The organism is Halomonas piscis, assembly GCF_031886125.1.
GTDB classification, from domain to species: domain Bacteria; phylum Pseudomonadota; class Gammaproteobacteria; order Pseudomonadales; family Halomonadaceae; genus Vreelandella; species Vreelandella piscis.
The window spans coordinates 1,075,232-1,098,570 of sequence record NZ_CP119391.1 but is presented as its reverse complement, the minus strand read 5'-3'; the positions used below and the strand labels follow the sequence as shown (position 1 = coordinate 1,098,570).

The following is a 23,339-nucleotide window of genomic DNA, read 5'->3' as shown; positions in this document are numbered from 1 at the left end:
GCCGCAAAGCGCCTGTCTGTGGCACCATAGCCGTTTGTTGCCCACGCCGTGAAGGAACGCCGCATGCCGCTGTTGTCCGCCCCGCCGCTTACCCCCGGTTTTATGGTGGTGCACGCCAATCGTCTGGAAGATTTGCGCGGCCTGGCCATCGAGTGGATGCGCCGCCACCCGCTGGCCCCGCTGGAAAACGAAACCCTGCTGGTACAGAGCAACGGCATCGGCCAGTGGCTCAAGCTGGCGCTGGCGGCGGACCCAGACGACGGCGGCGCCGGCATTGCCGCCGCCCTCGACGTGACGCTTCCCGCGCGCTTTTTATGGCAGTCCTACCGCACCGTGCTCAAGCACGCCCCCGGCGATCACGCCGGCGTGCCGGAAACCTCGCCGTTCGACAAGTCCCGGCTGGTGTGGCGGCTTTTGCGCCTGCTGCCCACCCTTGTGGAAGACGAGACCTTCGCCCCGCTGAGACGCTTTCTGGCAGTCGATCGCGATCAGCGCAAGCGCTTCCAGCTGGCCGAGCGGCTGGCGGATCTTTTCGACCAGTATCAGGTCTACCGCGCCGACTGGCTGGACGCCTGGGCCCGGGGCGACGACGTGCTGATCAGCGCTCGGGGCCAGGCGGTGGCGCTTGGCGAGCAGCAGCGCTGGCAGCCGGCGCTGTGGCGCGCCCTGCGCGACGACGTCGCCGCTACCCAGGGCGAAGCCGGGCTTGCCGGCAGCCGCGCCGAGGTTCACCGGCGCTTTCTTGCCGCCGCCGAGGCGCTGACCCCGGAAACGCGACCGCCGGCGTTGCCCCGCCGGCTGATCATCTTCGGTATCTCCTCGCTGCCCCAGCAGACTCTGGAAGCGCTGGCGGCGCTTTCGCGCTGCTGCCAGGTGGTGCTCTGCGTGCACAACCCCTGCCAGTTCTACTGGGCGGACATCATCGAGCACAAGGATTTGCTGCGCGCCACCCGCTACCGCCAGGCGCGCAAGGCCGGCATGCCCGGCGAGCTCGACGTGCTGGGCACGGGCGACGCCGACGAGGCGCTGCACCTGCACGCCCAGCCCCTGCTCGCCGCCTGGGGCAAGCAGGGGCGAGACTACCTGCGCCTGCTCGACGAGCACGACGATACCGGCGACTATCAGCGCCTGTTTGAGCAGCAGTCGCTGCGCATCGATATCTTCGAGCCGTTTGGCGATGCCCACGCTCCGCGCCTGCTCCACCAGCTGCAGGACGACATCCGCGAGCTGCGCCCGCTGGAAGAAACCCGCCGCGACTGGCCGGCAGTGGAGGCCGGCCACGACGACTCCGTGGTTTTTCACGTGGCCCACGGCGCCCAGCGCGAGGTGGAAATCCTCCACGACCAGCTCCTCGCCGCCTTCAGCGCCGACGACACCCTGCGCCCGCGGGATATCATCGTCATGGTGCCGGATATCGATCAGTACGCGCCGCACATTCAGGCGGTGTTCGGCCAGTACCCCCAAAACGACACTCGCCATATTCCCTATACGCTCTCGGACCAGTCGAGCCGCCGACGCCAGCCGTTGATGATCGCCCTGGAGACGCTGTTGCGCCTGCCCGAGCTTCGCCTTTCGGTGAGCGACGTGCTGACGCTTTTGGAAGTGCCCGCGCTGCGCCAGCGCTTCGGGCTTGGCGAGCGCGACCTGGCCGTGCTTGGCCGCTGGATCGAGGGCGCCGGCATTCGCTGGGGGCTCAACGCCGAGCAGCGCGAGCGCCTTGACCTGCCACAAGGGCTTAAGCACAACACCTGGGCTTTCGGTCTGCGCCGGCTGCTGCTGGGCTACGCCGTTGGCGGCGGCGAGCGCTGGCAGGGTATCGAACCCTACGACGACATCGGCGGGCTGGAAGCCGCCGTGGCGGGCCCCCTGGCCACTCTGCTGGAAAAGCTCGAAGAGACCTGGCAAACCCTGTGCCAGCCGGCCAGCGCCGAAGAATGGGTAGCCCGGCTGCGCACCCTGCTGGAGACGTTTTTCTCCACCGAGGACCCCGGCGAAATCGCGCTGATCGCCCGGCTGGAAGCCGGCCTTGAGCAGCTTTATGACAGCACTCAGGAAGCGCGCCTCGACGCCGAGCTGCCGCTTTCCATGGTGCGCGAACACTGGCTTTCCCAGGTGGACGAGCACAGCCTCTCCCAACGCTTTCTCGCCGGCGCGGTGAACTTCGCCACCCTGATGCCCATGCGCGCCATTCCCTTCCGGCGCGTGTGCCTTTTGGGCATGAACGACGGCGACTACCCGCGCAGCCAGCCGCCGCTGGACTTTGATCTCATGGGCCAGGACTACCGCCCCGGCGATCGCTCCCGGCGGGAAGACGACCGCTACCTGTTTCTCGAAGCGCTGCTCTCGGCCCGGGACCAGCTCTACATCAGCTGGAAGGGCCGCAGCCAGCTCGACAACGAGGCGCTGCCGCCCTCGGTGCTGGTAGGCCAGCTGCGCGATCACCTCGCCGCCGGCTGGCAGGCGGAAGGCGAGACGCCGCTGCTTGACGCCCTGACTACCGAGCACCCGCTGCAGCCGTTCAGCCGCGCCTATTTTCAGCCGCCGGCCCAGCCCACGCCGGCCAGCGCCCGGCTGTTTACCTACGCCCATGAATGGCGCCAGGCGCACCGGGATTCGTTCCCTTCTGCCGAGTCAGCCGCGCCGGAGGTCGAAACGCGCCGGCCGGCAGCGGCGGACGCTGCCGACGCCACGCTGACCCTCGATAAGCTGGCGCGCTTTTTGCGCGAGCCGGCCCGGGCCTTTTTCCACGAGCGGCTGGGCGTCTACTTCGAGCAGGAGGAGACCGCCGAGCTTGACGTGGAGCCCTTCACCCTCAACGGCCTGGAAAACTGGCAGCTGCAGGACCGGCTGATTGCCGCCCAGCGCCGGGCGGTGGATCGCGGCGACTCGCGCATCGAAGCGCTCGACGCCACCCTTGAGCGCTTTGCCGGCCAGGGCGTACTGGCCCACGGCGCCATGGGCGAACGCATGCGCGCGGCGCTGGCCGAGCCCATGGAGGCGCTGTTTGCCGCCTACGCCGAAGCGCAGGAAGAGTGGCCCCGGCCCGTAGCAGGCGGCGAACTCGTGCAGCTCACCCTGGCCGCAGGCGACCACAGGCCGGATATCGTCCTTGACGGCCGCCTGGACGAACTGCGTGAGGCGCCGGACGGCCGCCGCTGCCGGCTGGTGCTGTCAAGCTCGAATTTGATCGACCCCAAAGCCAGCGAGACAAAATACCGCTGGCAGCACCTGCTGCGCCCCTGGGTTGCGCACCTGGCCGGCAACGCCGACGCGCCGATGACCACGCAGCTGATATCCAAGGCCGGCAACGTGCGCCTGGAACCGCTGGCCGCCGCCGATGCCCGGGCGCTGATGCAGACGCTGGCGCATTGCTGGCAGGACGGCATGGATGCCCCGCTGCCGCTGGCGCCGCGCACCGCCTTTGCCTGGCTACAGGCCCACCACAGCGCCCACAAGGGCAGGAGCAAAAAGGACCCGCTGGACGCCGCACGCAGCGCCTATGAAGGCGGTCACAAGCACTCGGGCGACGTCGGGCAAAGCCCCTATCTCGCTCGCCAGTGGCCGGACCTTGCCCGGCTGTGCGCCGCCGAAAGCGAGCACGGACACACCTTTGCCGGCCTGGCCGACGCTCTTTACGCTCCGCTGTTCCACCACGTCAAGAAAGCGCCGAAGCAGGCCGACTCGGGAGACACGCCATGACCACCGCCGTTCTCGACCCCTTGACGCTGCCGCTTCACGGCAGCCGCCTGATCGAAGCCAGCGCCGGCACCGGCAAGACCTTCACCATTGCCCTGCTCTACGTACGCCTGGTGCTCGGCGGCAGCGATACCGACGATCCCAGCGCCTTTTCCCGCCCGCTGACGCCGCCGGAAATACTGGTGATGACGTTCACCAACGCCGCCACCCAGGAGCTGCGCGAACGCATCCGCCGGCGGTTGGTGGAAGCCGCCGAGGCGTTTCTTGCGGAAGGGGACGACAGCGCCCACGATTCGCTGCTTCTCGAGCTGCGCGCGCAGTATCCGCGCAGCGTCTGGACCGCCTGCGCCCGCCGCCTGGCGCTTGCCGCCGAATGGATGGACGAAGCCGCGGTATCGACCATTCACAGCTGGTGCTACCGCATGCTGCGCGAGCACGCCTTCGACAGCGGCAGCCTGTTCTCGCTGGAGCTTGAGCACGACCAGCAAGAGCTGGAGCTGGAAGTCGTGCGCGACTACTGGCGCTGCTTTTACTACCCGCTGGACGCCGACAGCCTGGGGCAGATCAGCGGCTTCTGGGCTTCGCCCGAGGCGCTGCACGAAAGTCTCAAAAAGCTGCTGGCCGACAGCGAGGCGCTGCCTTGTCCGCCGCCTCCCGGCGCGATTCTCAAACGCGCGCGGGAGAGTCGCGCGCGCATGCTGGCCGAGCTGAAAGCCCCCTGGCCGGCCATGCTCGACGAAATCGAACCGACGCTGGAACAGGCCGATGTGGATAATGCTTTTCAACGAGCCAAACTGAAAAAGAACTGGCGGAAAACCTGGCTCGGCGCGCTGCGCGAATGGGCCGAAAGCGACGCCGACCGTCCCGACCTGAAAAAAGGCTGGGAACGCCTGACTCCGGACGGCATGCGAGACATCTGGAAAGACGGCGATCCCCCTTTCCCGGAAGCCTGGGCCGCTGTTGAGGCGCTGCCCGCCGCGCTTGCCCAGCTGCCCAGGCCATACGCCGAACTGCTCGCCCACGCCGTGCACTGGTGCCGAGCGCGCCTTGAGCGCGAACAGGAGCGCCGAGCGGAAATGGGGCCCACTGAGCTGCTCACCCACCTTGACCGCGCGCTCAAGGGACCCAACCGCCAAGCGCTGGCCGAGCAGATTCGCCGCCAGTTCCCGGTGGCGCTGATCGACGAGTTTCAGGACACCGACCCGGTACAGTACCGGCTGTTCAACGCCGTCTACGACGTCGCCACCCCCGCCGAGGATCGCGCCATCATGCTCATCGGCGATCCCAAGCAGGCCATCTACGCCTTTCGCGGAGCGGATATCTTCACCTACCTCCAGGCCCGGGAAGACACCGCCGGACGCCACGTTACCCTGGGCAAGAACTTCCGCTCCACCCAGGCCATGGTCGAGGCGGTCAACCACTGCTTTGCCTATGCCGACCGTCACGCCGGCGGCGCTTTTCTGTTCCGCGACGGCGACGGCAGCAGCGACGACGACAGCCCGCTGCCGTTTATTCCGGTGCGCGCCCGGGGGCGGCCGGAGCGGCTGACCCTCGACGGCGAGACCCTTAGCGCCATGACGCTCTGGCACCTGGACAGCGACGACGGCAAGCCGCTGGGCAAGGGCGAGTATCAAGACGCCATGGCCGACGGCTGCGCCAGCCACATGGTCCGTCTGCTCAACGCCGGCCAGCGGCGGCAGGCGGGCTTTGAGGGCGACGACGGCCTCACGCCGCTCAGGCCGTCGGACATGGCGGTGCTGGTCAACAACGGCACCGAAGCCGGGCTGATCCGCGATGCGCTTGCCCGGCGCGGGGTCAAAAGCGTCTATCTATCGGACAAGGACAAGGTCTTCAGCTCGCCCATGGCCGCCCAGGTGGCGCGCTGGCTCGCCGCCTGCAGCGAGCCCCTGGCAAGCTCCCGCCAGGCCCAGAGCCGGCTGCGCGCCGCGCTCGCCACCCCGGCGCTGGGGCTTGATCTTGCGGACCTCGAGCATCTGGCCCGCGACGAGCTGGCCTGGGAAAAGCAGATCGAGCGCTTCGGCGACTACCACCGCCTCTGGCAGCGCCAAGGCGTGCTGCCGCTTTTGCGCCGGATGATGGTGGACTTTGCCATCCCCGCCCGCCTGCTGGCCCAAAGAGGCGCCGGCGACAGCGGCGAGCGTCAGCTCACCGATCTTTTGCACCTGGGCGAACTTTTACAGCAGGCAAGCCAGGAGCTCGACGGCGAGCACGCGCTGCTGCGCTTTCTTCACGAAGCCATGGCCGACCCGGACGGCTACGGCGACAGCCACCGGCTGCGCCTGGAAAGCGACGCCGACCTGGTCAAAGTGGTTACCATTCACAAGGCCAAGGGGCTTGAGTACCCGCTGGTGTTTCTGCCGTTTATCGCCAACCACCGGCCTACCAAGGCGACCGACACACCGCTGCGCTGGCACGCCGCCGACGGCACGCCGCGCCTGAGCCTTGCCCCCGACGAGGCTGTGCTCGCCGCCGCCGACCGCGAGCGCCTGGGCGAAGACATGCGCAAGCTCTACGTGGCGCTGACTCGTGCCAGCCACGCCGTCTGGCTGGGACTTGCCCCGCTGGGCGACATGGACGCGCGCGCCGTGGGCCACCTGCTGGGCGGCCAGCCCGTGGAAGACGGCGGGCTGGAAGCGCTGGTCGAAGGTAGCGACATTGCGCTGAAGCCCGCCCCCGAAGCCAGTGACGAATGCTTTGTGCCGCCGGCCGGCAACGCCGCGCTTGCCTCGGCGCGCACCCCGGCCCGCCACGCTAAAGAACACTGGTGGATCGCCAGCTATTCGGCGCTGGCGCTGTCCGGGGCGCTGACCCGCCCCGCCGACATGCCGCCCGCGGCCGCCGAGCCGGCCACCGCGCGCGAGGCCACGGCGCTTGAAGTGCTGGACGAGCCTCGGGACGACAAGGCAGAGACTGACAGCGCCCACCTGCACCGCTTCCCCCGCGGGCCCGGCCCCGGCACCTTTTTGCACGGGCTTCTGGAGTGGGCCGGCCGCGAAGGCTTTGCCGCCGCGCTCAGCGACGGCGAAGCGCTTGACGATACCCTGCGCCGACGCCTGCAGCTGCGCGGCTGGCAGCGCTGGCATGGCGTGCTGACCCACTGGCTGAGTGAGCTTGTCGCCGCTTCGCTGCCGCTGCCAGCGCCGGAAGGCGCCGGCGCTTCGACCGTTGCGCTCACCGAGCTTGGCGACTACCAGGTGGAGCTGGAATTCTGGTTCGCCGCCGATCAGGTCGACACCCGCGAGCTGGACCGCCTCGTCTGCACCCACCTGATGCCCGGCATCGAGCGCCCGGCCCTTGAGCGCGACACCCTCAACGGCATGCTCAAGGGCTTTATCGACCTGGCCTTTGCCCACCAGGGGCGCTTTTACGTGCTCGACTGGAAGTCCAACTACCTGGGCCGGGACGACGCCGCCTACGGCACTGAGGCCATGCGCCGAGCGGTGCTGGACAAGCGCTACGACGTGCAGTCGGCGCTGTACCTGCTGGCCATGCACCGGCTGCTCAAGGCGCGTCTGCCGAACTACGATCCGGCCCGCCACCTGGGCGGGGCGATGACGGTATTTCTGCGCGGCAGCCGCACGCCGTCCCGGGGCGTTCACGCCGCGCCCGCTTCGGCGGCGCTGGTAGGCGCTCTGGACAATCTGTTTTCCCCCGACGCCACTCGCCAGGAGGCCGGTCGATGAGCGACATCCCCTACACTGCCGATCTGTTCGATCAACCACCGCCTGCCGCCCCCCGGCCCCATCCGGCACTAAGCGACGCCCGGGCGCTGCTTAGGCTTCTTGAGCGCTGGGTGGCGCGCGGCTGGCTGCGCGATCTGGACCGGGCGCTGGCGCGCTTTCTGCACGCCGAGGTGGAAGACGCGCCCCCGCTTTTGCTGCTGGGTGCGGCCCTTGCCAGCCATCAGCTGGGCCACGGCCACGTCTGTCTGGATCTGGCCGCCACCCTTGAAGCGCCCACCCTGGCGCTGTCGCTGCCGCCGGAGGGCGACGACATGAGCGACCCGCCGCCGCTACCCGGCGAGGTGCTGGAAACGCTCACCCTGGCACAGTGGCGGGACGGCCTCGAACACGCCGAGCTGGTGGGCCAGGGCCCCGGCAGCTCGCCGCTGGTGCGCCGGGATGACGGCACTACCACAAGGCTCTACCTGCGCCGCTACTGGCAGTACGAACAGACCCTGCATGCGGAAGTTGACCGGCGGCTGGCGCTTGCCGACTCGACCGATACGGCCCCGGATGCGTCCCTGACTCGCGCCACCCTGGATACGCTGTTTGGCACGCCCGGCGCCGATCCCGAAGCCTCCGGCGGCTTCAACTGGCAGAAAGCCGCCTGCGCGCTGGCCGCCCAGAGCCCCTTTGCCATCATTACCGGCGGCCCGGGCACCGGCAAGACCACCACCGTAGTGCGGCTGCTGGCGCTGTTGCAGACGCTTTGCCAGGCCGCAAGCGACGCCGAGCCGCTGGCCATTCGCCTGGCCGCGCCCACCGGCAAGGCCGCCGCCCGGCTTGGCGAGTCCATCACCCATCAGGTAAACGATCTGCCGCTTGGCCCGGCGCTGCGCGCCACCATCCCCGTGGAGGTCACCACCCTGCACCGGCTGCTCGGCGCCCGGCCGGACACCCGCCACTTCCGCCACCACGCCGACAACCCCTTGAGCCTTGACGTCCTGGTGATTGACGAAGCCTCCATGGTGGATATCGAGATGCTCACCGCCGTGCTCAGCGCCTTGCCGGCCCGAACGCGGCTGATCCTGCTCGGCGACAAGGACCAGCTGGCCTCGGTGGAGGCGGGCTCTGTGTTGGGCGACCTGTGCCGCCGGGCCGAGGGCGGCCACTACACTCCCGCCACCGCCGCATGGCTTGCGCAGGCCACCGGCCAGGCGCTGCCGGAAGGCTACAGAGACCCGGACGGGCGGCCGCTGGATCAGGCCATTGCCATGCTCCGCGAGAGCTACCGCTTTGGCGCCCGCAGCGGCATCGGCCGGCTGGCGCGGGCGGTCAACCGCTCGGCGCCGGACGAGGCCCGCCAAGTTCTCGAACAGGGCTATACCGACCTGCGTCACCGGGTACTTGGCGGCGAAAGTGATCCCGCGCTCGACTCGCTGGTGCGGAACGGCAGCGCCACCCGCGAGGCGACCACCGCTACCCCAAGGCCGGCAGGCTACCGCCACTATTTAAGCGTCATGCACGCCCGGCGCCCGAACGAGAACGCCGACTTTACCCGCCGCCCCGAGGCCTACAGCGCCTGGGCCGAGGCAGTGCTTGACGCCTACGGCGACTTCCAGCTGCTGTGCGCTCTGCGCAAGGGGCCCTGGGGCATCGAGGAGCTGAACCTGCGCATTGCCCGGACGCTGCGCCAGGCGAAGCTGCTACAGGCAAGCGACGCCGCCCTGGAGCACGGCTGGTTTGAAGGCCGCCCGGTACTGGTCACCCAAAACGACTACGGCCTCGGGCTGATGAACGGCGACATCGGCATCGCGCTCGAAGTGGTGGAAGCCGGTGGGGCACGGCTGCGCGTGGCGTTTCCCAGCGGCGAGCCGGAGACGCCCGTGCGCTGGGTGCTGCCCTCGAGACTCGACGCCATCGACACCGTGTTTGCCATGACCGTGCATAAATCCCAGGGCTCGGAGTTTCGCCATGCCGCCCTGCTGCTGCCCGACCGGATGACCCCGGTGCTCACCCGGGAGCTGGTCTACACCGGCCTGACCCGGGCCCGGCAGTGGCTCAGCCTGGTCGAAGCCCGCCGCGGTATCCTCGGCGAGGCCATCGACCGCCAGGTACTGCGCGCCAGCGGGCTGGGCTAGCCTTCGCCGGCAAAAAATCATAGGATGACCAATCATCCCATGAATCAAGGTACTCATCATGGCTCAATCTCGCCGCCACCGGCCTTCGCTGGTGGATGACGTCATTGCCCACCTCAAGTCGGCGCTCCAGCAGGGCCGCTGGGCGGTGGGCGAACGCCTGCCGGTTGAGGCCGCCCTGGCCGAGGATTTTGGCGTCAGCCGCAACACCGTCCGCGAGGCGGTGCGGGTACTGTGCCATACCGGCGTGCTGGAAACCCGCCAGGGCGCGGGCACCTTTGTACGGGCCCTGCGCGGCGCCGGCGATACCCTGCGCGAGGTCGAGCGCGCCCGGCTACGCGACCAGCTGGAAGTCCGCCAGACGCTGGAAGCCGAGGCCGCCCGGCTGGCCGCTCTGCGCCGCAGCGACGAGGATCTCGCCGTTATGCGCGAGGCCCTCAACGCCCGCGAAGCCGCCGGCAGGCATATCGACGCGCGCATCACACACGACCAGCGCTTTCACCTGGCCGTGGTCCGGGCCACGCACAACGCCGCCCTGGCCACGCTCTACGAATACTTCGCCTGCTCTGTCGGGCACACCATCGAGCAGACCGAGCGCAACCGCCATCTGCCCGAGCCCAGCCACGCCGAGCACGTGGCGCTGCTCGAGGCCATCGAAGCCGGCCGCGCCGACGCTGCCGAGCACATTGCCCGAACCATGCTGGCACCCAGCCTCAGCGCCCTGAGCGACACTTCCTGAGCAACCCAGGGTGGCAAAGCCCGACACAAGGAGCCCCCATGCGCGCCCGTCTTGATCCCTTTACGCTGATATTGCTGGCTACCATCGCCGTCGCCTCGTTTTTCCCCGCCCGGCCGCCGCTGGACGGCTGGCTCGACCACGCCGGGGTGTTTGCCGTGGCCATGCTGTTCTTCCTCCACGGCGCGGCGCTGTCCCGGAACGAAGTCCTCGACGGCGCCATGCACTGGCGGCTGCACCTGGTGATTGCCACGCTTACCTTTATCGTCTTTCCGCTGCTGGTGGTGCCGACCACGCTGCTGGCCCCGGAACTGATCCCCGACGACCTGGCGGTAGGCTTTCTGTACCTGGGCGTGCTGCCCTCGGCGGTCTCGTCGTCCATTGCCTTTACCGCCATGGCCAGGGGCAACGTCCCCGCGGCGATCTGCAGCGCCGCGGCGTCCAACGTCTTCGGCATGATGCTCACACCTTTCCTGCTGATCCTGCTGGTGAGCTCGTCCGGGGGAAGCTTTGCGGTGGGCGAGGCGCTGCGCGACATCTTTTTGCAGCTGCTGCTGCCCTTCGCCGCCGGCCAGGCCGTGCGCCCGCTGATCGGCGGATTTCTCAACCGCCATCGGTCGCTGACCGGACGCTACGACCAGGGCGTGATCCTGCTCATCGTCTATACCGCTTTTTCCCAGTCCGTGGCCGACGGGCTGTGGCAGAAACTGCCGCTGCTGGCGATCCTTGCCGCTATCCTCCTGTGCGGCCTGCTGCTGGCGGTAGTGATCGTCATCGCCCAGGTGGCCTCCCGGCGCTTTGGCTTCACCCTGGCCGACGAGGCCGCGGTGGTGTTCTGCGGCTCGAAGAAAAGCCTGGCCTCGGGGCTTCCCATGGCCAAGGTGCTGTTCGCCGGCAACCCGGGATTCGGCATGATCGTGCTGCCGATCATGTGCTACAACCAGATCCAGATTCTGGTCGGCGCCTTTCTCGCCCGGCGCTACGAGGGCCGCATCCAGGCGGCGAGTGTTAGCGAATAGTGATGCCATACCAGCCACATAGCCCGCTCGGGCGTGCAATTACGGCAGTCAGATGCCAAGCTATGCACAGCTACCATCTGCACGATACAAGCGTTTATCCAATAACCGGGAGTCACCATGGCCCACCAACCGATTATTGATCGCCCTGCCAAAAGCCGCTGGCCGCGTCGGCTGGCCTGGCTGAGCGTGATTCTGCTGCTGGCATCAGCGGTGCTGATCGCCGCGGCAGGGCCTGCCTACCGCATGGAAGTGCTGGCACTGGGCAACGCCTTCAGCCTTTTGCGCTACGCCACCTACGCCGCCGTGGCCGCCGCCGCGCTGGGACTTGTGACGCTGATTACCGCTGCGCTCAAGCGCCGCTTCGGCTCGGGCTTTACCGCGGTGCTGGTCATGGCCGCCGCCGTCGCTCTTTTGTACGTGCCCTGGCAGCACTGGCAGCGCGCCCAGGCGGTGCCGGCAATTCACGACATTACCACCGACATGGATAACCCGCCGGCCTTCGAGGCGGTCGCCGAGGCCCGGAAAGAAGCGCCCAACGAGGTGGACTATCCCGGCGAGAGCACCGCCGAGCAGCAGCGCGCCGCCTATCCCGAGGTTCAGCCGCTTGAGCTCGACGCGCCGCTCAAGACGGTGCTCGCCGCGGCCCAGGCGGAAATGCAGGACGCCGGCTGGCAGATCGCCGACGTCGGCGCCCGGCGCATCGAGGCCACGGCCACCACGCGCTGGTTCGGCTTCAAGGATGACGTCGTGGTGCGGCTGAGCGAAGAAGACGACGCCACCCGGGTGGACATGCGTTCGGCCTCGCGGCTGGGCAAAAGCGACGTGGGCACCAACGCCGCGCGCGTGCACGACTTTCTCGAGTCGCTCGAGGCGCGGCTGGGGAAGGGCTGATCAGGCGCTGATCACACCATGACGTCGGCGATACCGCGCTCGCCGTCGAGCAGGGTGAATTCGGCGTTTTGCAGCGCCTTGTCCTGCACCGCATGAACCAGCGCCAGCGCCACGTTGGCCCGGGAAATCCGGTTGTCGCCGGCTTCGTCGACGCCTTCGGCAAAGCGTTCGGTGGCCGCCTCGTCGGTGAGCCGGCCGGGCTTGAGGATGACGTAAGGCAGCGCACTCCGGCGCAGATGAGAATCGGCAGCAAACTTGGCGGCCATGTAGGGACGCAGCTTTTCCGGCGCGGTCATGGGGTCTTCGGCGCGCATGGCGCTGACCATGAGAAAGCGCTCAAGACCCTTTTCCGCGGCAATATCCACCGCGCGAATAGCCCCGTAAAGATCAATCAGCAGCGTCTTGTCCGGCCCCGTATCGGGGCCGGAGCCGGCGGTGAATACCACCTGGTCGCAGCCGTCAAGGGCGTGGGCAAAGTCATCTTCCAGGTCAGCCACGACCGTCTCGATACCGCGTCCGGCGAACCAGTCGGCCTGGTCTTCGTGACGAATCATTGCTCTGATCGGCTCGCCTGCCTCGTGGGCATGTTCGCAAAACTGCTTGCCGATCTGGCCGTTGGCCCCAATTACCAGTGTCGTCATGTTGCCTCCTGTGGCATGGTCCGGCACACGGCCCGCATCAGCCGCTGCCACTGATCAAAGGTGAGGCTGAACGGCACGGGTGTCAACCGGACAGGCGCCTGGCAAACAGCTATCGTATGGTCGCCCGGCAATCTGATGGGAGGTGGCATGCTACGAATATCCAACAACGTGACGCTGGCCGACCGAGAAATCCACATCGAGCAGGTGCGCGCCCAGGGCCCCGGCGGGCAGAACGTCAACAAGGTAGCCTCGGCGGTACACCTGCGCTTTGATATTCACCGCTCGACGCTGCCGACCTTTTACAAGGAGCGGCTTTTGACGCTCGCCGACCAGCGCATCACCCGAGACGGCGTGATCGTGATCAAGGCACAAAAACACCGCACCCTGGAGCGGAACAGGGAAGACGCCCTGGCGCGGCTGAAAGCGCTGATCAAAAGCGCAGCGGTGGAGCAGAAAAAGCGCCGCCCCACGCGCCCCAGCCGCAGCGCCAGGCGCAGGCGGCTGGACAACAAGACCCGCCGCGGCCAGACCAAGGCGCTTCGCGGCAGGGTCAAGCTATAGCTCCAAGCCATGAAAACAGGCGCCGGTCTTGGCGTCAGGCGTTATCCGGCAATGAAGTGTCGCGGTCGCTGAGAATATGATGCAGCCCGTCGCACCCCACCAGCGGGTCGTCGCAGTTGATCACTACGTCGGAGTGGGCCAGCACATAGCTGCGCCCGGTGATGGTGTTATCCACCACCTGAAGTTGGTCTTCCTGACGGATGCCGGTAACGGTACCGATAAAGCCGGTTTCGCGCAGGGAAATGGTTTCCAGCCGGTCGCCGGCCTGAAGTCGGCCTTCGTAGTGCATCAGCGCCAGCCGGGCGGACGTGCCGGTGCCGGTGGTGCTGCGGCAGATCACCCCCGGGTGCACATAGGTGGCCGAGCGTGAGCGGTAGTAGCCTTCTCCTACGTGCTCTTCGGGCCCCATGAAGTGAAGAAACGGCAGCGGCCCCACGTCGCCCAGAGTGTAGTGGGAAAAGCCGCGCTCGGCCTGAATCGCCTCGACAATTTTATAGGCGCAGTCGGCCAGCGCTCGCTCTTCGTCGCGCACCAGGTTGAAGCCAAGGTCCCGGGCGTCGATGAGCGCATAAAACCCGCCGCTGTAAGCTACCGTATAGACCACCGCCCCTAGATCCGGCACGTTGACGGTGGCCCGGTAGGTGTCGATATAGCTTGGCAGGCCCTCACAGGTCACCGATTCGACTATATCGTTGTGCACCCGGGCTTCGATCTGCACCAGGCCTGCCGGCGCTTCCAGCTTGAACCGCGAGAGCCCCTCCTTTTTGGGCACAATGCCGGCTTCCAATACCGCCGTGGCAGCGCACAGGGTGTTGGAACCGGAATAGATCGGGTAGCCCATGACCTCCATGATGATGTAGCCCGCGGCGGCGGCCGGGTCCGTGGCCGGCACCAGCAGATCCACCGACATTTCCGGAATGCCGTAGGGCTCAAAGAGCAAAAGCTCGCGCAGGCCGTCGGCGCTGTCGCGCAGGTATTCCATCTGTTCGCGCACGCTGCTTCCGGGCAGAAGATCGATGCCCCCGGTGACGATACGGCTGACGTCGCCGCCGGCATGGGTATCCATTAGCTGAAACTGATGGGGACGATTCATGAACCGCTTTCCTTGTGATCCAGGGCAAACGGCGCGCCGTGAGTTTCCCACTGGCTGTCGGGCACGATGACGATCTTGCCCAGAAAGCCGCTGCCGCGATTGACAAAGTAATGCTCGGCCTCGTGAAGCGCCGAGAGCCGAAACGCGCCGTGGAGAACGGGCTTGAGCTGCCCCTCACGAATCCAGCCGATTAGCTGCTCGGCCTCAGCGCGGGTGCCGTGGGAGACGCCGCTGATGCGCACCTGGTAGAGATAAATCCGCGTCCACAGGATTTCGCTGACGTTGCCGCCGCTGGCCCCGGCAATGGAGAGCCGCGGATAGGTCTCTCGGCGCGCCATGTTCTGGATCATGGTGTCGATGAACAGCGTGGTCATCTCGCCGCCGACCAGATCCATCACCGCATCAACGGGCGCGCCGTCGGTGACTTCAAGCACCCGCTCGACGAAAGTTGGCAGGTCGTGACGGTCGATCACCGCCTCGGCCCCCAGCGCCTGAAGGTCGTCGGCCTTGGCGGGCGTGCTCACGGCGTAGGGTACGGCGCCGATAATGCGGCACAGCTGAATCAGCGCGGTGCCCACCCCGCCGCTGGCGCCGGTGACCAGCACGCGCTCGCCGGCGCTCACCTCGGAGGCGGTGAGCATGTGGTAGGCGGTCTGGTAGGAGCACATTCCCAAGGCGGCAAGCTCGGCGTCGGCAAGCTCGGGGTTGTTCACGGCGTGAAACTGGTCGGCGGGCACGGCCACGTATTCGGCAAAGCCGCCGTCGGCGCCGTGGCCGTAGTAGTCCGGGGTCAGGTTCAGATGGCGGCACGCGTTCGGATAGAGGTTGAAGTCCAAAAGGCCGCGCTCGCCGATGCGCGAATCCTCCACGCCTTCGCCCACGGCGGCAACGCGTCCCACCACGTCTGCCCCCTGGATACGCGGAAAGGTCAGCGTGGCCTCGCCGCCCATGGCAAAGGAGGTTACGTCAGCCTTGTCCTCGGTGGGATAAAGCCCTTCCCGAGCCTTGCGATCGGTGTTGTTCTTGGCCGTTGCGGTCACCTGAACCAGCACTTCGCCTGGCCCCGGAGACGGCACCGGCACGTCTTGACGGTAAACCAGCTTTTCCACGCCGCCGTGTCCGGTCAGGGACATCGCGGCCATGGTCTCGGGCAGAGCGTTGGGCATGGCGGAACGATGCATGGCAAACTCCTTTGGCAGGACGAGGATGGCAGCCGCTATACTGACAGCCATCCGCGATGGATGGCTGCCCCAGGGGCAGCTCAGCTATCACGATACCAAAGTTACGTTTTGACTAAAGCCGGGAGAGCCGGGGCATGTATCTGGACTATTTCGAACCGCCGGCGGACTCGCCACTGGGATGGCTGACGCTGACCGCAAGCGAGGACGGACTGACCGCGGTGGATTTTTCTCGGGGGCTTTTGGGCACCAGGCGCGAACACCCGATTCTCGAGCGCTGCAAGGAACAGCTGGCACAATACTTTGCCGGCACGCGCACGGCGTTCGATCTGCCGCTGGCCGCGGAAGGCACGGCGTTTCAGCAGGCAGTATGGCAGGCGCTCAGGGAGATTCCCTACGGCGAAACGCGAAATTACGGCGAGATTGCCGCTGCGCTTGACAAGCCCACCGCGTCTCGAGCGGTGGGTATGGCCAACGGCAAAAATCCGCTGGCTATTGTGGTGCCCTGCCACCGGGTGGTGGGCGCCGACGGCCGGCTCACCGGCTATTCCGGCGGGCTTGCGCGCAAGAAGTGGCTGCTTGCCCACGAAGCCCGCCACGCCACACGCTAGAAAACCTGGCGGGGCATCACCATGTTCTCCGGACGCAGCGCCTCGGCCAGGGTGTCTTCGTCCAACAGGTTTTCTTCCTGGACCAGCTCGAGCACGCCGCGGCCGGTTGCCAGCGCCTTCTGGGCAATGCGAGTGGCGTGCTCGTAGCCAATGTGCGGGTTAAGCGCCGTCACCAGGCCAATGGAGCGCTCGACCAGCTCGCGGCAGTGGGCCTCGTTGGCGGTAATGCCGTCCACGCACAGCTCGCGCAGCATGTCCATGGCCCGGGTCAGCAGGCGAATGGAATCAAAGATCTTGTAGACGATCAGCGGCTCCATGACGTTGAGCTGGAGCTGGCCGCCTTCCGCCGCCAGGCTCAGCGACAGATCGTTTCCGATGACCTCGAACGCCACCTGGTTGACGGCTTCGGGGATCACCGGGTTGACCTTGCCAGGCATGATCGAGCTTCCCGGCTGGCGGGCCGGCAGGTTGATTTCGTTGAAGCCGGCACGCGGCCCGCTGGAGAGCAGGCGCAGATCGTTACAGACCTTCGATAGCTTGACCGCCAGGCGCTTGAGCATGCCCGAAAACATCACGAAGTCGCCCATGTCCGAGGTGGCTTCAATAAGGTCGTGGGCCGGGGACAGCTCATGCTCGCTGATGGCCGCCAGGCGCTCTACCGCGAGCTTCTGGTAGCGCGCGTCGGTGTTGATACCGGTGCCAATGGCGGTACCGCCAAGGTTCACCTCGTGCAGTAGCTCCGGCACGCGCTTTGCCAGAAGGCGATGATCTTCGCCCAGCGTTGTGGCAAAGGCGCGAAATTCCTGGCCCAGGGTCATGGGCACCGCGTCCTGTAGCTGGGTGCGCCCCATCTTGAGGATATCGCCGAACTCGTCGCCCTTGCGGGAAAACGACTCGCACAGATGCGACAGGCTTTCCAGCAGGTCGTCATGGCCCAGCAGCAGCCCCAGGCGGATCGCCGTGGGATAGGCATCGTTGGTCGACTGCGCCATGTTGATGTCGTTGTTGGGATGCAGATGCTGGTAGTCGCCCTTGGCGTGCCCCAGATACTCAAGGCCCAGGTTGGCGATCACCTCGTTGGCGTTCATGTTGGTCGAGGTGCCGGCGCCGCCCTGAATCATGTCGACCACGAACTGGTCGTGGTGCTCGCCGTCAATGAGGCGCTGACAGGCGTGCTCAATGGCTTCGAAGCGCCGGGTTTCGAGCTCGCCCAGCTGATGGTTGGCGTCTGCGGCCGCCTTTTTGACCATGGCCAGGGAGACGATCAGCTGAGGGTGATGCGATAGCGGCACGCCGCTCAGATGGAAGTTGTTCACCGCGCGCAGGGTCTGGATACCGTAATAGGCATCGGCGGGCACGTTCAGGTGGCCCAGCAGATCCTTCTCTTCCCGAGTGGCGCCGTTTTTTACAGAAAAACTCTCTGATGTCGTCATAAGCAAGGGCTATTATTGTTTACCGTTAGGTTGACAGGTGAAAAAGCAAGGCAGAAACCCTAGGGTCTGTTGACGTTTCATGGCAGGGGTATTGGCAGGATAGGGGCAAGCTCACAGAATAAAGGTTCCTAAGCCAACAAACTGCAAGCCTGCCATGCCCCGACAAATGCTCACGGATGAACACTGGCCGAAGCTGAAATCTATCCTGCTTCAACAAGGTATTTATGACAAGACCGATCTGCGTACCACGGTGGAAGGCATCCTTTATCGGATGCGAACCGGCTGCCCGTGGCGGGACCTACCGGAGGCGTTTGGCCCCTGGAACACGGTCTACAAGCGCTTCAACGCCTGGTCAGCGAGTGGAAAGCTGATGAGGATTTTCATCTCTCTGGTGGAAGATCCTGATGTCGAGTGGCTATTTATTGATGGTTCCTACGTCAAGGCTCACCAAGATAGCACTGGGGCTGCCACGGAAGATGCAGAAGCCATTGGCAAAAGTCGTGCAGGCAATACCAGCAAGATCCACTTGGCCGTGGATGCTTATGGGTTGCCGATCGCCTTCAGAATAACCGGGGGTGAAGTGCACGACAGCACGGAAGCCCAGGCATTGATTGACGGTTTGCCGGCAGGTGACGCGCTGGTGGCTGACAAAGGCTATGACAGTGAACGTATCCGTGAGCAGGTCGAAGCCAAAGGAATGGCTGCCGTCATTCCACGCAGGCGTAACTCGAAAAAAGGAAATGCCAATCTGGACAGAGGGTTATATCGCTACCGGCATCTGGTTGAGAATGCCTTTGCTCGATTGAAACCGTATCGCGCCATTGCGACGCGCTACGATAAGCTCAAACGAAATTACGAAAGCATGGTGGCCTTGGCATGCGGCTTTTTATGGCTACCAATGTGAAACGTCAACAGGCCCTAGCACAGCGCCAGCCCGCTTAGCCATTTAACTTATAGGGTATTCACATCGTGCATAATGGCTGGCAGGCGCTACGCCGTCTCCCAAGCCGCCTTGAGCCGGTAGAACTCGTCGACAATGGCATCCATTTCGCCGGCGTCGTAGTCGCACAGGCCGCTGACCACCAGCTTTTTGGAGCCGACTCCCACCGGCTTGCCGGCGGACTCGATGGCAAATTCGAGCAGCGCATCGGCACGCTTGCCCTGAACCTCGAGCGAAGAGCGCGACAGCGCCAGATCCGGCGCAAAGCCGTCAAGCCGCTCCAGGGTAAAGCTCATGCTGTGGTAAATCACCAGCGGGCGCTTGGGATTGAACATCACCCCGTGGGCCTCCATCAGCGGCTTCAAGTAGTGCGGGAAGTTTTTCCCCGAAAACGCCACGTAGCAGCGGGTAAAGGCATCCACGGCGGTACCGTCGAACGTCGTCGCGCCGCTGCGAACCACCTCCAGGTAGCGCTTGCCGGCCTCGTCGACCACGTGGATATCGCCGCTGGCCGCCTGACTGAACATGAGCGGCGTATCCGCGCCGACCATGCTGAGAAAATAGAACTCCATGTGCTGGGACAGCCCGAAGCGTTCGAGCACCAGAGCAAACAGTAGGTCACCGGGCACGCAGAAACGCCGCGCATCGGGATTGTGGATCGGGTTATAGTCACCGGCCACGCCCTTGGCAAAGCGGCTGGCCTGCTCGGCGGAGATGATCACGGTATCGCCGTGCTGGGTGTAAAAATCCTTGAACATGGCGTTAACTGCCTGCCTAACGTTGTTGTTGAAAGCCCCTCTTGAACGTCGCGCATCATGCCATAAAACGGCCGGCTGGCGCATAAAATTTCGCTTTCAGGTTAGGCTAAACCTCATTGCCGGGCGCTCCGCAAACGTATTAAGGCAGCCATTCACGCTAGGAAGCGCCCGAGAACCTACATCACACAGGTTCAAAAGTTAACACCTACCTGGTTGAGCAAGCTTTATAGCTAGGCTTCAGCAGGCACGGCTGTACGGCGAGTCACCAGGCTAACCCCGATATAGATGATGGCTGAAGCCACGCAGCCGTAAAGTGGTCCTTGCACCCATCCTAAGTCAGTCCCTAAAAGCAGGTAAGCGCTAGTGCAAAACCGACGGCAATCGATGTGAGAGCGCCCATACTGCTACCCTGCCAAAAAGTGGAGCAGAAGGTCACGCCAAACAGCGCTGCCATCAAAGTGCCGTTGCCGAGAATGCCCAGCCATAAAATCATGACGGGCGGCAAATAAGCCATGCCAACGAATCCGCAAATGCCGACGATTAACACCATCAGCCGGTTAAAGGTCATTGAAGTTATAAAGCCCCTGTCTTTCCCCAATGCTGAGCGCAGGTCATACGATAGCGCTGTCGACACGGTATGCATCAGGGAATTAGCCGTCGACTTCATGGCGAAGGGAATAAACAGGGTAATAAAGCTGGAAATTAATGGGTTGACACCGTGCTCAAGAAAAGTTGGCATAGCCAGATCAGGAGAGGCTAAGTCAGGAAAATAAGCCTTGGCGTAGAGGCCCGCCAGCGGCGTGAAATTGAGCAGCGCACCAAGAATCGCCACCCAGATACCCACATGAGCCATGCTTACGCCCTGCTTGATAGCTAGAAAGCGTACCGACATGAAAGGCAAGGCAACTGCCCACAAAAATGCATAGGGTAGCAGTAGAAGCGCAGCTGACGGGCTGTCGCCATAAGGCGCACCCGTCTTCGGATTAGCAATGGTCGGATCTATAGCGTCAAGGCGCCCAATCAGTTCACCGAGCCCTACCTGAACAAAAACCACATAGGCAATGACGCAGGAACCTATCGACATACCCACAATCATGGCGGCATCGGTCCAGGCAACCGCACGCAGACCGCCAAACATCGTGTAGCCAATAACCAGAAGCGTAATAAGGAGAGAGCCTGTCGTTGGAGATACCCCTAACCAACCGGATACCAGCAAGCCGATCGCTTTGATCTGCGATACCAGAAATACGCCTAATAAAAGCACCATGATCAGCGCTACGATACCTTGCAGCCAGCGACCTGCCGAGCCACCCGAGTGGATCTGAGCGATATATTCAGGAATGGTGCGACTACCCAATGTTGATGCTTTGCGTCTTAATATATTGGCAAAGAAAAGCGTGGCAATCAGAAAGGCAGTCGAATAAAAAGTGTTCGAAAAAAGCTCAAGAGAACCATACTCATAGGCCACTCCGGGAGAGCCAATAAAGACAAAACCGCTGTAGCCAGTAGCTACTAACGTGGCGGCAGCCACAAAAGGCCCCAGGGAGTTATTGGCGACGAGAAAACCTGACTCATCCTTATCCCCTGCTGCACGCATAGAGTAAAGTGATAAGCCGATCAGAACCGCAGCGGAAAATATTAATAAAAACCAGTTAAACATCAGGAGGGCCTCTTTATCTTTTTAATTTTATGCTCGATAAAATAGCTTTATCTTATTTTAGAAAAAACCAAAGCGGTTAAAGCTAGGGGGCGTTAACAATTAGGCCAGCCATATGGCGGCTGACACGAGGCAGAGGAGTGACTGGTAGTTTCTTGCCAGTCGCTCATAGCGTGTAGATAACCGCCGGAACTTCTTGATTTTCTGAAAGAACCTCTCCACCAGATTGCGATCTTGGTAACAGTGCCAGTCTACTTCAATGCGCGCCAAACGATTCTTTTTCGGAGGAATCACCGGCTCGGCACCTGCGGCCTGAATCATGTCCCGCAGAGCAGTGGAGTCATACCCCTTGTCGCCCAGCACTGCTTGCGGGGAAAAACCTTCCAGTAGAGCGGGAGCAGCACCATACTCCGACGCCTGGCCCGGTGTGAGAACCAATCGTACTGGGTTACCTAACGCATCGACTGCGGCATGAATTTTGGTGCTCAATCCGCCTCGAGATTTGCCCATGGCTTCGACGTCTTGCGTGTTTTTTTTGACGCTCCATGCTGGTGCACCCTGACGATGCTACCGTCGATCATCAGCTGCTCTAGATCGGGATCGTCGGCTACTGTGTCAAAAATACGCTGCCAAACCTGAGGAATCCCCATGAAATGGGTAATAAAATCAGCATGATAGGATTGAAAAAGCCTGCATGAGTCATGCATGTTGTGAGTTACGACACACAACAACATGCGAAGGAGACCCATGCAGGCCCCTCGATTCTTGCATAACTTGCTGACGTCTTCACTCTCCGTGATCCATGCCAAGCGGCTACAGACCGTCCTCGATACCGTTGGCGCTCTGCTGGGCGAGCGACGTCTGGGATTAACGGCCATTGGCCGTGCGTTGCCGAGCTCGACGGATGCCAAGCACGCCATCAAACGAGTCGATCGACTATTAGGCAACCCTCACCTTCATCAGGAACGACCGCTGTTCTATTGGCTCATGGCCTCGCTGCTGATCGGCCATACAACGCGCCCACTGATTCTGGTGGACTGGTCGCCGATTGATGACCGCGGCAGGCATTTCCTGCTGCGTGCGGCGGTGCCCTTCGCCGGGCGATCGCTGCCCATCTTCGAGAAGGTTCATCACAAGGAAGGATGCCCATACTGTGAAGCCTATCTGCTGGATGCGCTGGCAAGGATCCTGCCCGACAAGGCCACGCCGATCCTGGTGACCGATGCCGGCTTTCGTAACCCGTGGTTTCGGGCCGTTGAAGCGCGCGGCTGGTATATCGTTGGACGGGTCCGTCAGCCCGCCCGTTACCAGGCGTCAGGCGAAGCATGGCAACCCGTGAAGACCCTGTTTCAACACGCGACATCGGAACCGCAGGCGTGGGGCTCCGTCCGGATCGCCGAAAACCATCCGTTCCGCGCTCAGATGGTGCTCTATTATCGACCGCCACGGGGACGTAAGCATCGCAATAAACAAGGCCGGATCTCTCGGGACGGCGGCAGCCGGACGATCGCCCGGCGTCAGCAGGAGCCCTGGGTGCTGGTCAGCAATCTGCCGGACCGCTCAACGCTGGCGAATAAAGTGGTAACGATCTACCGACAGCGCATGCAGATTGAGGAAGGGTTCCGCGATGTCAAAAGTCCCTTGTTCGGGCTGGGCTTCGGCATGCATCAGTCTCGCCAGGGCAAGCGCATCGAGGTCCTGCTGCTGATCGCCATGTTGGCGAACGTGGCCATGATGGTGGCCGGCCTGGATGTCCGAGCCCGGGGGCAACAGCGGCGCTATCAGAGCAACAGTATCCGGCACCGGAGCGTGCTTTCCGTGTGGCGCCTGGGCTTGGAATGTCTTCGTCGTCATCAACCCGACGCCGTGCCTTGGCCTGCTTGGACAACCCTCCGAGCACGACTTCGCGAGGAAGTCAGGGAGCAGAGCCTATGCGGCGAGTAGCAACATATTCGTGGGGATTCGTCAGCTGCCAAACGCCCTTTCGTGACCAACGGTTATACCGCATGTAGACGGTGTGCCAGCGCCCAAAAGATTCGGGAAGATCACGCCACGGGGCGCCGGTCCGAGCGATCCAGAGCACGGCTTCCACGAACAGGCGATTGTCCTTGGCAGTTACCCCACAGTCTGAGGCTTTGCCGGGGAGCAGGTGCTCGATTCGCTCCCACTGATCATCGCGTAACTTCAACCGACTCATGGCCCACCAAAATCTATGAATACTAAATCAGTTTAAACGAAACTAATGATTGTTAACACACCCTAGGGTCAACGTCAGAAAAGAGCTGATACCAAAGGCAACAAAAG

18 protein-coding genes and 1 pseudogene are annotated in these 23,339 nt (G+C 64.0%); 10 read left to right on the top strand and 9 right to left on the bottom strand.

Annotation, left to right across the window (positions count from 1 at the left end):
* The first annotated feature begins 63 nt into the window (after positions 1 to 63).
* From recC to P1P91_RS05150, 6 genes are all read left to right on the top strand, one after another.
* Positions 64 to 3,699 (top strand): exodeoxyribonuclease V subunit gamma, encoded by a 3,636-nt coding sequence (gene recC / locus P1P91_RS05175; protein WP_311884992.1) that lies wholly within the window; start codon positions 64 to 66, stop codon positions 3,697 to 3,699.
* Complete coding sequence (gene recB / locus P1P91_RS05170; protein ID WP_311884991.1) at positions 3,696 to 7,400, top strand: exodeoxyribonuclease V subunit beta; 3,705 nt, start codon at positions 3,696 to 3,698, stop codon at positions 7,398 to 7,400. Before recC ends, recB begins: the two co-directional genes overlap by 4 nt.
* The gene (recD, locus tag P1P91_RS05165; protein ID WP_311884990.1) at positions 7,397 to 9,520 is read left to right on the top strand and encodes an exodeoxyribonuclease V subunit alpha; all 2,124 of its coding nucleotides are present in this window, start codon (positions 7,397 to 7,399) and stop codon (positions 9,518 to 9,520) included. Before recB ends, recD begins: the two co-directional genes overlap by 4 nt.
* A gap of 58 nt (positions 9,521 to 9,578) precedes the next feature.
* Complete coding sequence (locus P1P91_RS05160; protein WP_311884988.1) at positions 9,579 to 10,256, top strand: FadR/GntR family transcriptional regulator; 678 nt, start codon at positions 9,579 to 9,581, stop codon at positions 10,254 to 10,256.
* Between the two features lie 38 nt (positions 10,257 to 10,294).
* The gene (locus tag P1P91_RS05155; RefSeq protein WP_311884986.1) at positions 10,295 to 11,272 is read left to right on the top strand and encodes a bile acid:sodium symporter family protein; all 978 of its coding nucleotides are present in this window, start codon (positions 10,295 to 10,297) and stop codon (positions 11,270 to 11,272) included.
* A gap of 117 nt (positions 11,273 to 11,389) precedes the next feature.
* Positions 11,390 to 12,163 carry a DUF1499 domain-containing protein gene (locus P1P91_RS05150; protein WP_311884985.1) on the top strand — a complete coding sequence of 258 codons (774 nt, stop codon included), beginning with the start codon at positions 11,390 to 11,392 and terminating at the stop codon, positions 12,161 to 12,163.
* 11 nt (positions 12,164 to 12,174) lie between these two features.
* Here the strand turns inward: P1P91_RS05150 and P1P91_RS05145 are convergent, their stop codons facing one another.
* Positions 12,175 to 12,804: an SDR family oxidoreductase gene (locus tag P1P91_RS05145; protein WP_311884984.1), complete on the bottom strand. Its 630-nt coding sequence runs from the start codon at positions 12,802 to 12,804 to the stop codon at positions 12,175 to 12,177.
* A 147-nt stretch (positions 12,805 to 12,951) separates the two neighbouring features.
* Between P1P91_RS05145 and arfB the strand changes: the two genes are divergently transcribed.
* Positions 12,952 to 13,365 carry an alternative ribosome rescue aminoacyl-tRNA hydrolase ArfB gene (gene arfB / locus P1P91_RS05140; RefSeq protein WP_311884983.1) on the top strand — a complete coding sequence of 138 codons (414 nt, stop codon included), beginning with the start codon at positions 12,952 to 12,954 and terminating at the stop codon, positions 13,363 to 13,365.
* A gap of 34 nt (positions 13,366 to 13,399) precedes the next feature.
* Here the strand turns inward: arfB and P1P91_RS05135 are convergent, their stop codons facing one another.
* Together P1P91_RS05135 and P1P91_RS05130 are read right to left on the bottom strand one after the other, a co-directional pair.
* The gene (locus tag P1P91_RS05135; protein WP_311884981.1) at positions 13,400 to 14,458 is read right to left on the bottom strand and encodes a proline racemase family protein; all 1,059 of its coding nucleotides are present in this window, start codon (positions 14,456 to 14,458) and stop codon (positions 13,400 to 13,402) included.
* Positions 14,455 to 15,639, bottom strand: coding sequence for an alcohol dehydrogenase catalytic domain-containing protein (locus tag P1P91_RS05130; RefSeq protein WP_311884980.1), 1,185 nt, complete (start codon positions 15,637 to 15,639; stop codon positions 14,455 to 14,457). Before P1P91_RS05130 ends, P1P91_RS05135 begins: the two co-directional genes overlap by 4 nt.
* Before the next feature lie 134 nt (positions 15,640 to 15,773).
* On the opposite strand from P1P91_RS05130, the gene P1P91_RS05125 reads away from it, so the two are divergent.
* Positions 15,774 to 16,247 carry a methylated-DNA--[protein]-cysteine S-methyltransferase gene (locus P1P91_RS05125; protein ID WP_311884979.1) on the top strand — a complete coding sequence of 158 codons (474 nt, stop codon included), beginning with the start codon at positions 15,774 to 15,776 and terminating at the stop codon, positions 16,245 to 16,247.
* On the opposite strand, the gene P1P91_RS05120 is transcribed toward P1P91_RS05125, so the two are convergent.
* Complete coding sequence (locus P1P91_RS05120) at positions 16,244 to 17,680, bottom strand: aspartate ammonia-lyase (protein WP_311884977.1); 1,437 nt, start codon at positions 17,678 to 17,680, stop codon at positions 16,244 to 16,246. The genes P1P91_RS05125 and P1P91_RS05120 overlap by 4 nt on opposite strands.
* A gap of 154 nt (positions 17,681 to 17,834) precedes the next feature.
* On the opposite strand from P1P91_RS05120, the gene P1P91_RS05115 reads away from it, so the two are divergent.
* Positions 17,835 to 18,584 (top strand): IS5 family transposase, encoded by a 750-nt coding sequence (locus P1P91_RS05115; protein WP_311881913.1) that lies wholly within the window; start codon positions 17,835 to 17,837, stop codon positions 18,582 to 18,584.
* An 86-nt stretch (positions 18,585 to 18,670) separates the two neighbouring features.
* On the opposite strand, the gene P1P91_RS05110 is transcribed toward P1P91_RS05115, so the two are convergent.
* The 4 genes from P1P91_RS05110 to P1P91_RS05095 all read right to left on the bottom strand — a co-directional run bounded on the left by P1P91_RS05110 (position 18,671) and on the right by P1P91_RS05095 (position 21,685).
* On the bottom strand, positions 18,671 to 19,378 hold the full coding sequence (locus P1P91_RS05110; RefSeq protein WP_311884975.1) for a DUF3581 family protein: 708 nt from the start codon (positions 19,376 to 19,378) through the stop codon (positions 18,671 to 18,673).
* Positions 19,379 to 19,721: 343 nt separating this feature from the next.
* The gene (locus P1P91_RS05105; protein WP_311884974.1) at positions 19,722 to 21,038 is read right to left on the bottom strand and encodes a sodium:solute symporter family protein; all 1,317 of its coding nucleotides are present in this window, start codon (positions 21,036 to 21,038) and stop codon (positions 19,722 to 19,724) included.
* Positions 21,039 to 21,137: 99 nt separating this feature from the next.
* Positions 21,138 to 21,545: an IS5 family transposase gene (locus P1P91_RS05100; RefSeq protein ID WP_311884069.1), complete on the bottom strand. Its 408-nt coding sequence runs from the start codon at positions 21,543 to 21,545 to the stop codon at positions 21,138 to 21,140.
* The gene (locus tag P1P91_RS05095) at positions 21,521 to 21,685 is read right to left on the bottom strand and encodes a hypothetical protein (RefSeq protein ID WP_311884973.1); all 165 of its coding nucleotides are present in this window, start codon (positions 21,683 to 21,685) and stop codon (positions 21,521 to 21,523) included. The genes P1P91_RS05100 and P1P91_RS05095 overlap by 25 nt, the downstream gene beginning before the upstream one ends.
* A 97-nt stretch (positions 21,686 to 21,782) precedes the next feature.
* Between P1P91_RS05095 and P1P91_RS05090 the strand changes: the two genes are divergently transcribed.
* Complete coding sequence (locus P1P91_RS05090; protein ID WP_311882096.1) at positions 21,783 to 22,979, top strand: IS4 family transposase; 1,197 nt, start codon at positions 21,783 to 21,785, stop codon at positions 22,977 to 22,979.
* Positions 22,980 to 23,007: 28 nt separating this feature from the next.
* Here P1P91_RS05090 and P1P91_RS05085 read toward each other — a convergent pair.
* Positions 23,008 to 23,232 (bottom strand): annotated as a pseudogene (locus P1P91_RS05085) (transposase); the annotation flags it as partial.
* Positions 23,233 to 23,339: the final 107 nt, after the last annotated feature.

Excerpts from the sequence above, each read along its gene's own strand:
- recC (WP_311884992.1), top strand. The coding sequence starts at position 64 with ATGCCGCTGTTGTCCGCCCCGCCGCTTACCCCCGGTTTTATGGTGGTG.
- recB (WP_311884991.1), top strand. The coding sequence starts at position 3,696 with ATGACCACCGCCGTTCTCGACCCCTTGACGCTGCCGCTTCACGGCAGC.
- recD (WP_311884990.1), top strand. The coding sequence starts at position 7,397 with ATGAGCGACATCCCCTACACTGCCGATCTGTTCGATCAACCACCGCCT.
- P1P91_RS05160 (WP_311884988.1), top strand. The coding sequence starts at position 9,579 with ATGGCTCAATCTCGCCGCCACCGGCCTTCGCTGGTGGATGACGTCATT.
- P1P91_RS05155 (WP_311884986.1), top strand. The coding sequence starts at position 10,295 with ATGCGCGCCCGTCTTGATCCCTTTACGCTGATATTGCTGGCTACCATC.
- P1P91_RS05150 (WP_311884985.1), top strand. The coding sequence starts at position 11,390 with ATGGCCCACCAACCGATTATTGATCGCCCTGCCAAAAGCCGCTGGCCG.
- P1P91_RS05145 (WP_311884984.1), bottom strand. The coding sequence starts at position 12,804 with ATGACGACACTGGTAATTGGGGCCAACGGCCAGATCGGCAAGCAGTTT.
- arfB (WP_311884983.1), top strand. The coding sequence starts at position 12,952 with ATGCTACGAATATCCAACAACGTGACGCTGGCCGACCGAGAAATCCAC.
- P1P91_RS05135 (WP_311884981.1), bottom strand. The coding sequence starts at position 14,458 with ATGAATCGTCCCCATCAGTTTCAGCTAATGGATACCCATGCCGGCGGC.
- P1P91_RS05130 (WP_311884980.1), bottom strand. The coding sequence starts at position 15,639 with ATGCATCGTTCCGCCATGCCCAACGCTCTGCCCGAGACCATGGCCGCG.
- P1P91_RS05125 (WP_311884979.1), top strand. The coding sequence starts at position 15,774 with ATGTATCTGGACTATTTCGAACCGCCGGCGGACTCGCCACTGGGATGG.
- P1P91_RS05120 (WP_311884977.1), bottom strand. The coding sequence starts at position 17,680 with ATGACGACATCAGAGAGTTTTTCTGTAAAAAACGGCGCCACTCGGGAA.
- P1P91_RS05115 (WP_311881913.1), top strand. The coding sequence starts at position 17,835 with ATGCCCCGACAAATGCTCACGGATGAACACTGGCCGAAGCTGAAATCT.
- P1P91_RS05110 (WP_311884975.1), bottom strand. The coding sequence starts at position 19,378 with ATGTTCAAGGATTTTTACACCCAGCACGGCGATACCGTGATCATCTCC.
- P1P91_RS05105 (WP_311884974.1), bottom strand. The coding sequence starts at position 21,038 with ATGTTTAACTGGTTTTTATTAATATTTTCCGCTGCGGTTCTGATCGGC.
- P1P91_RS05100 (WP_311884069.1), bottom strand. The coding sequence starts at position 21,545 with ATGGGCAAATCTCGAGGCGGATTGAGCACCAAAATTCATGCCGCAGTC.
- P1P91_RS05095 (WP_311884973.1), bottom strand. The coding sequence starts at position 21,685 with ATGGGGATTCCTCAGGTTTGGCAGCGTATTTTTGACACAGTAGCCGAC.
- P1P91_RS05090 (WP_311882096.1), top strand. The coding sequence starts at position 21,783 with ATGCAGGCCCCTCGATTCTTGCATAACTTGCTGACGTCTTCACTCTCC.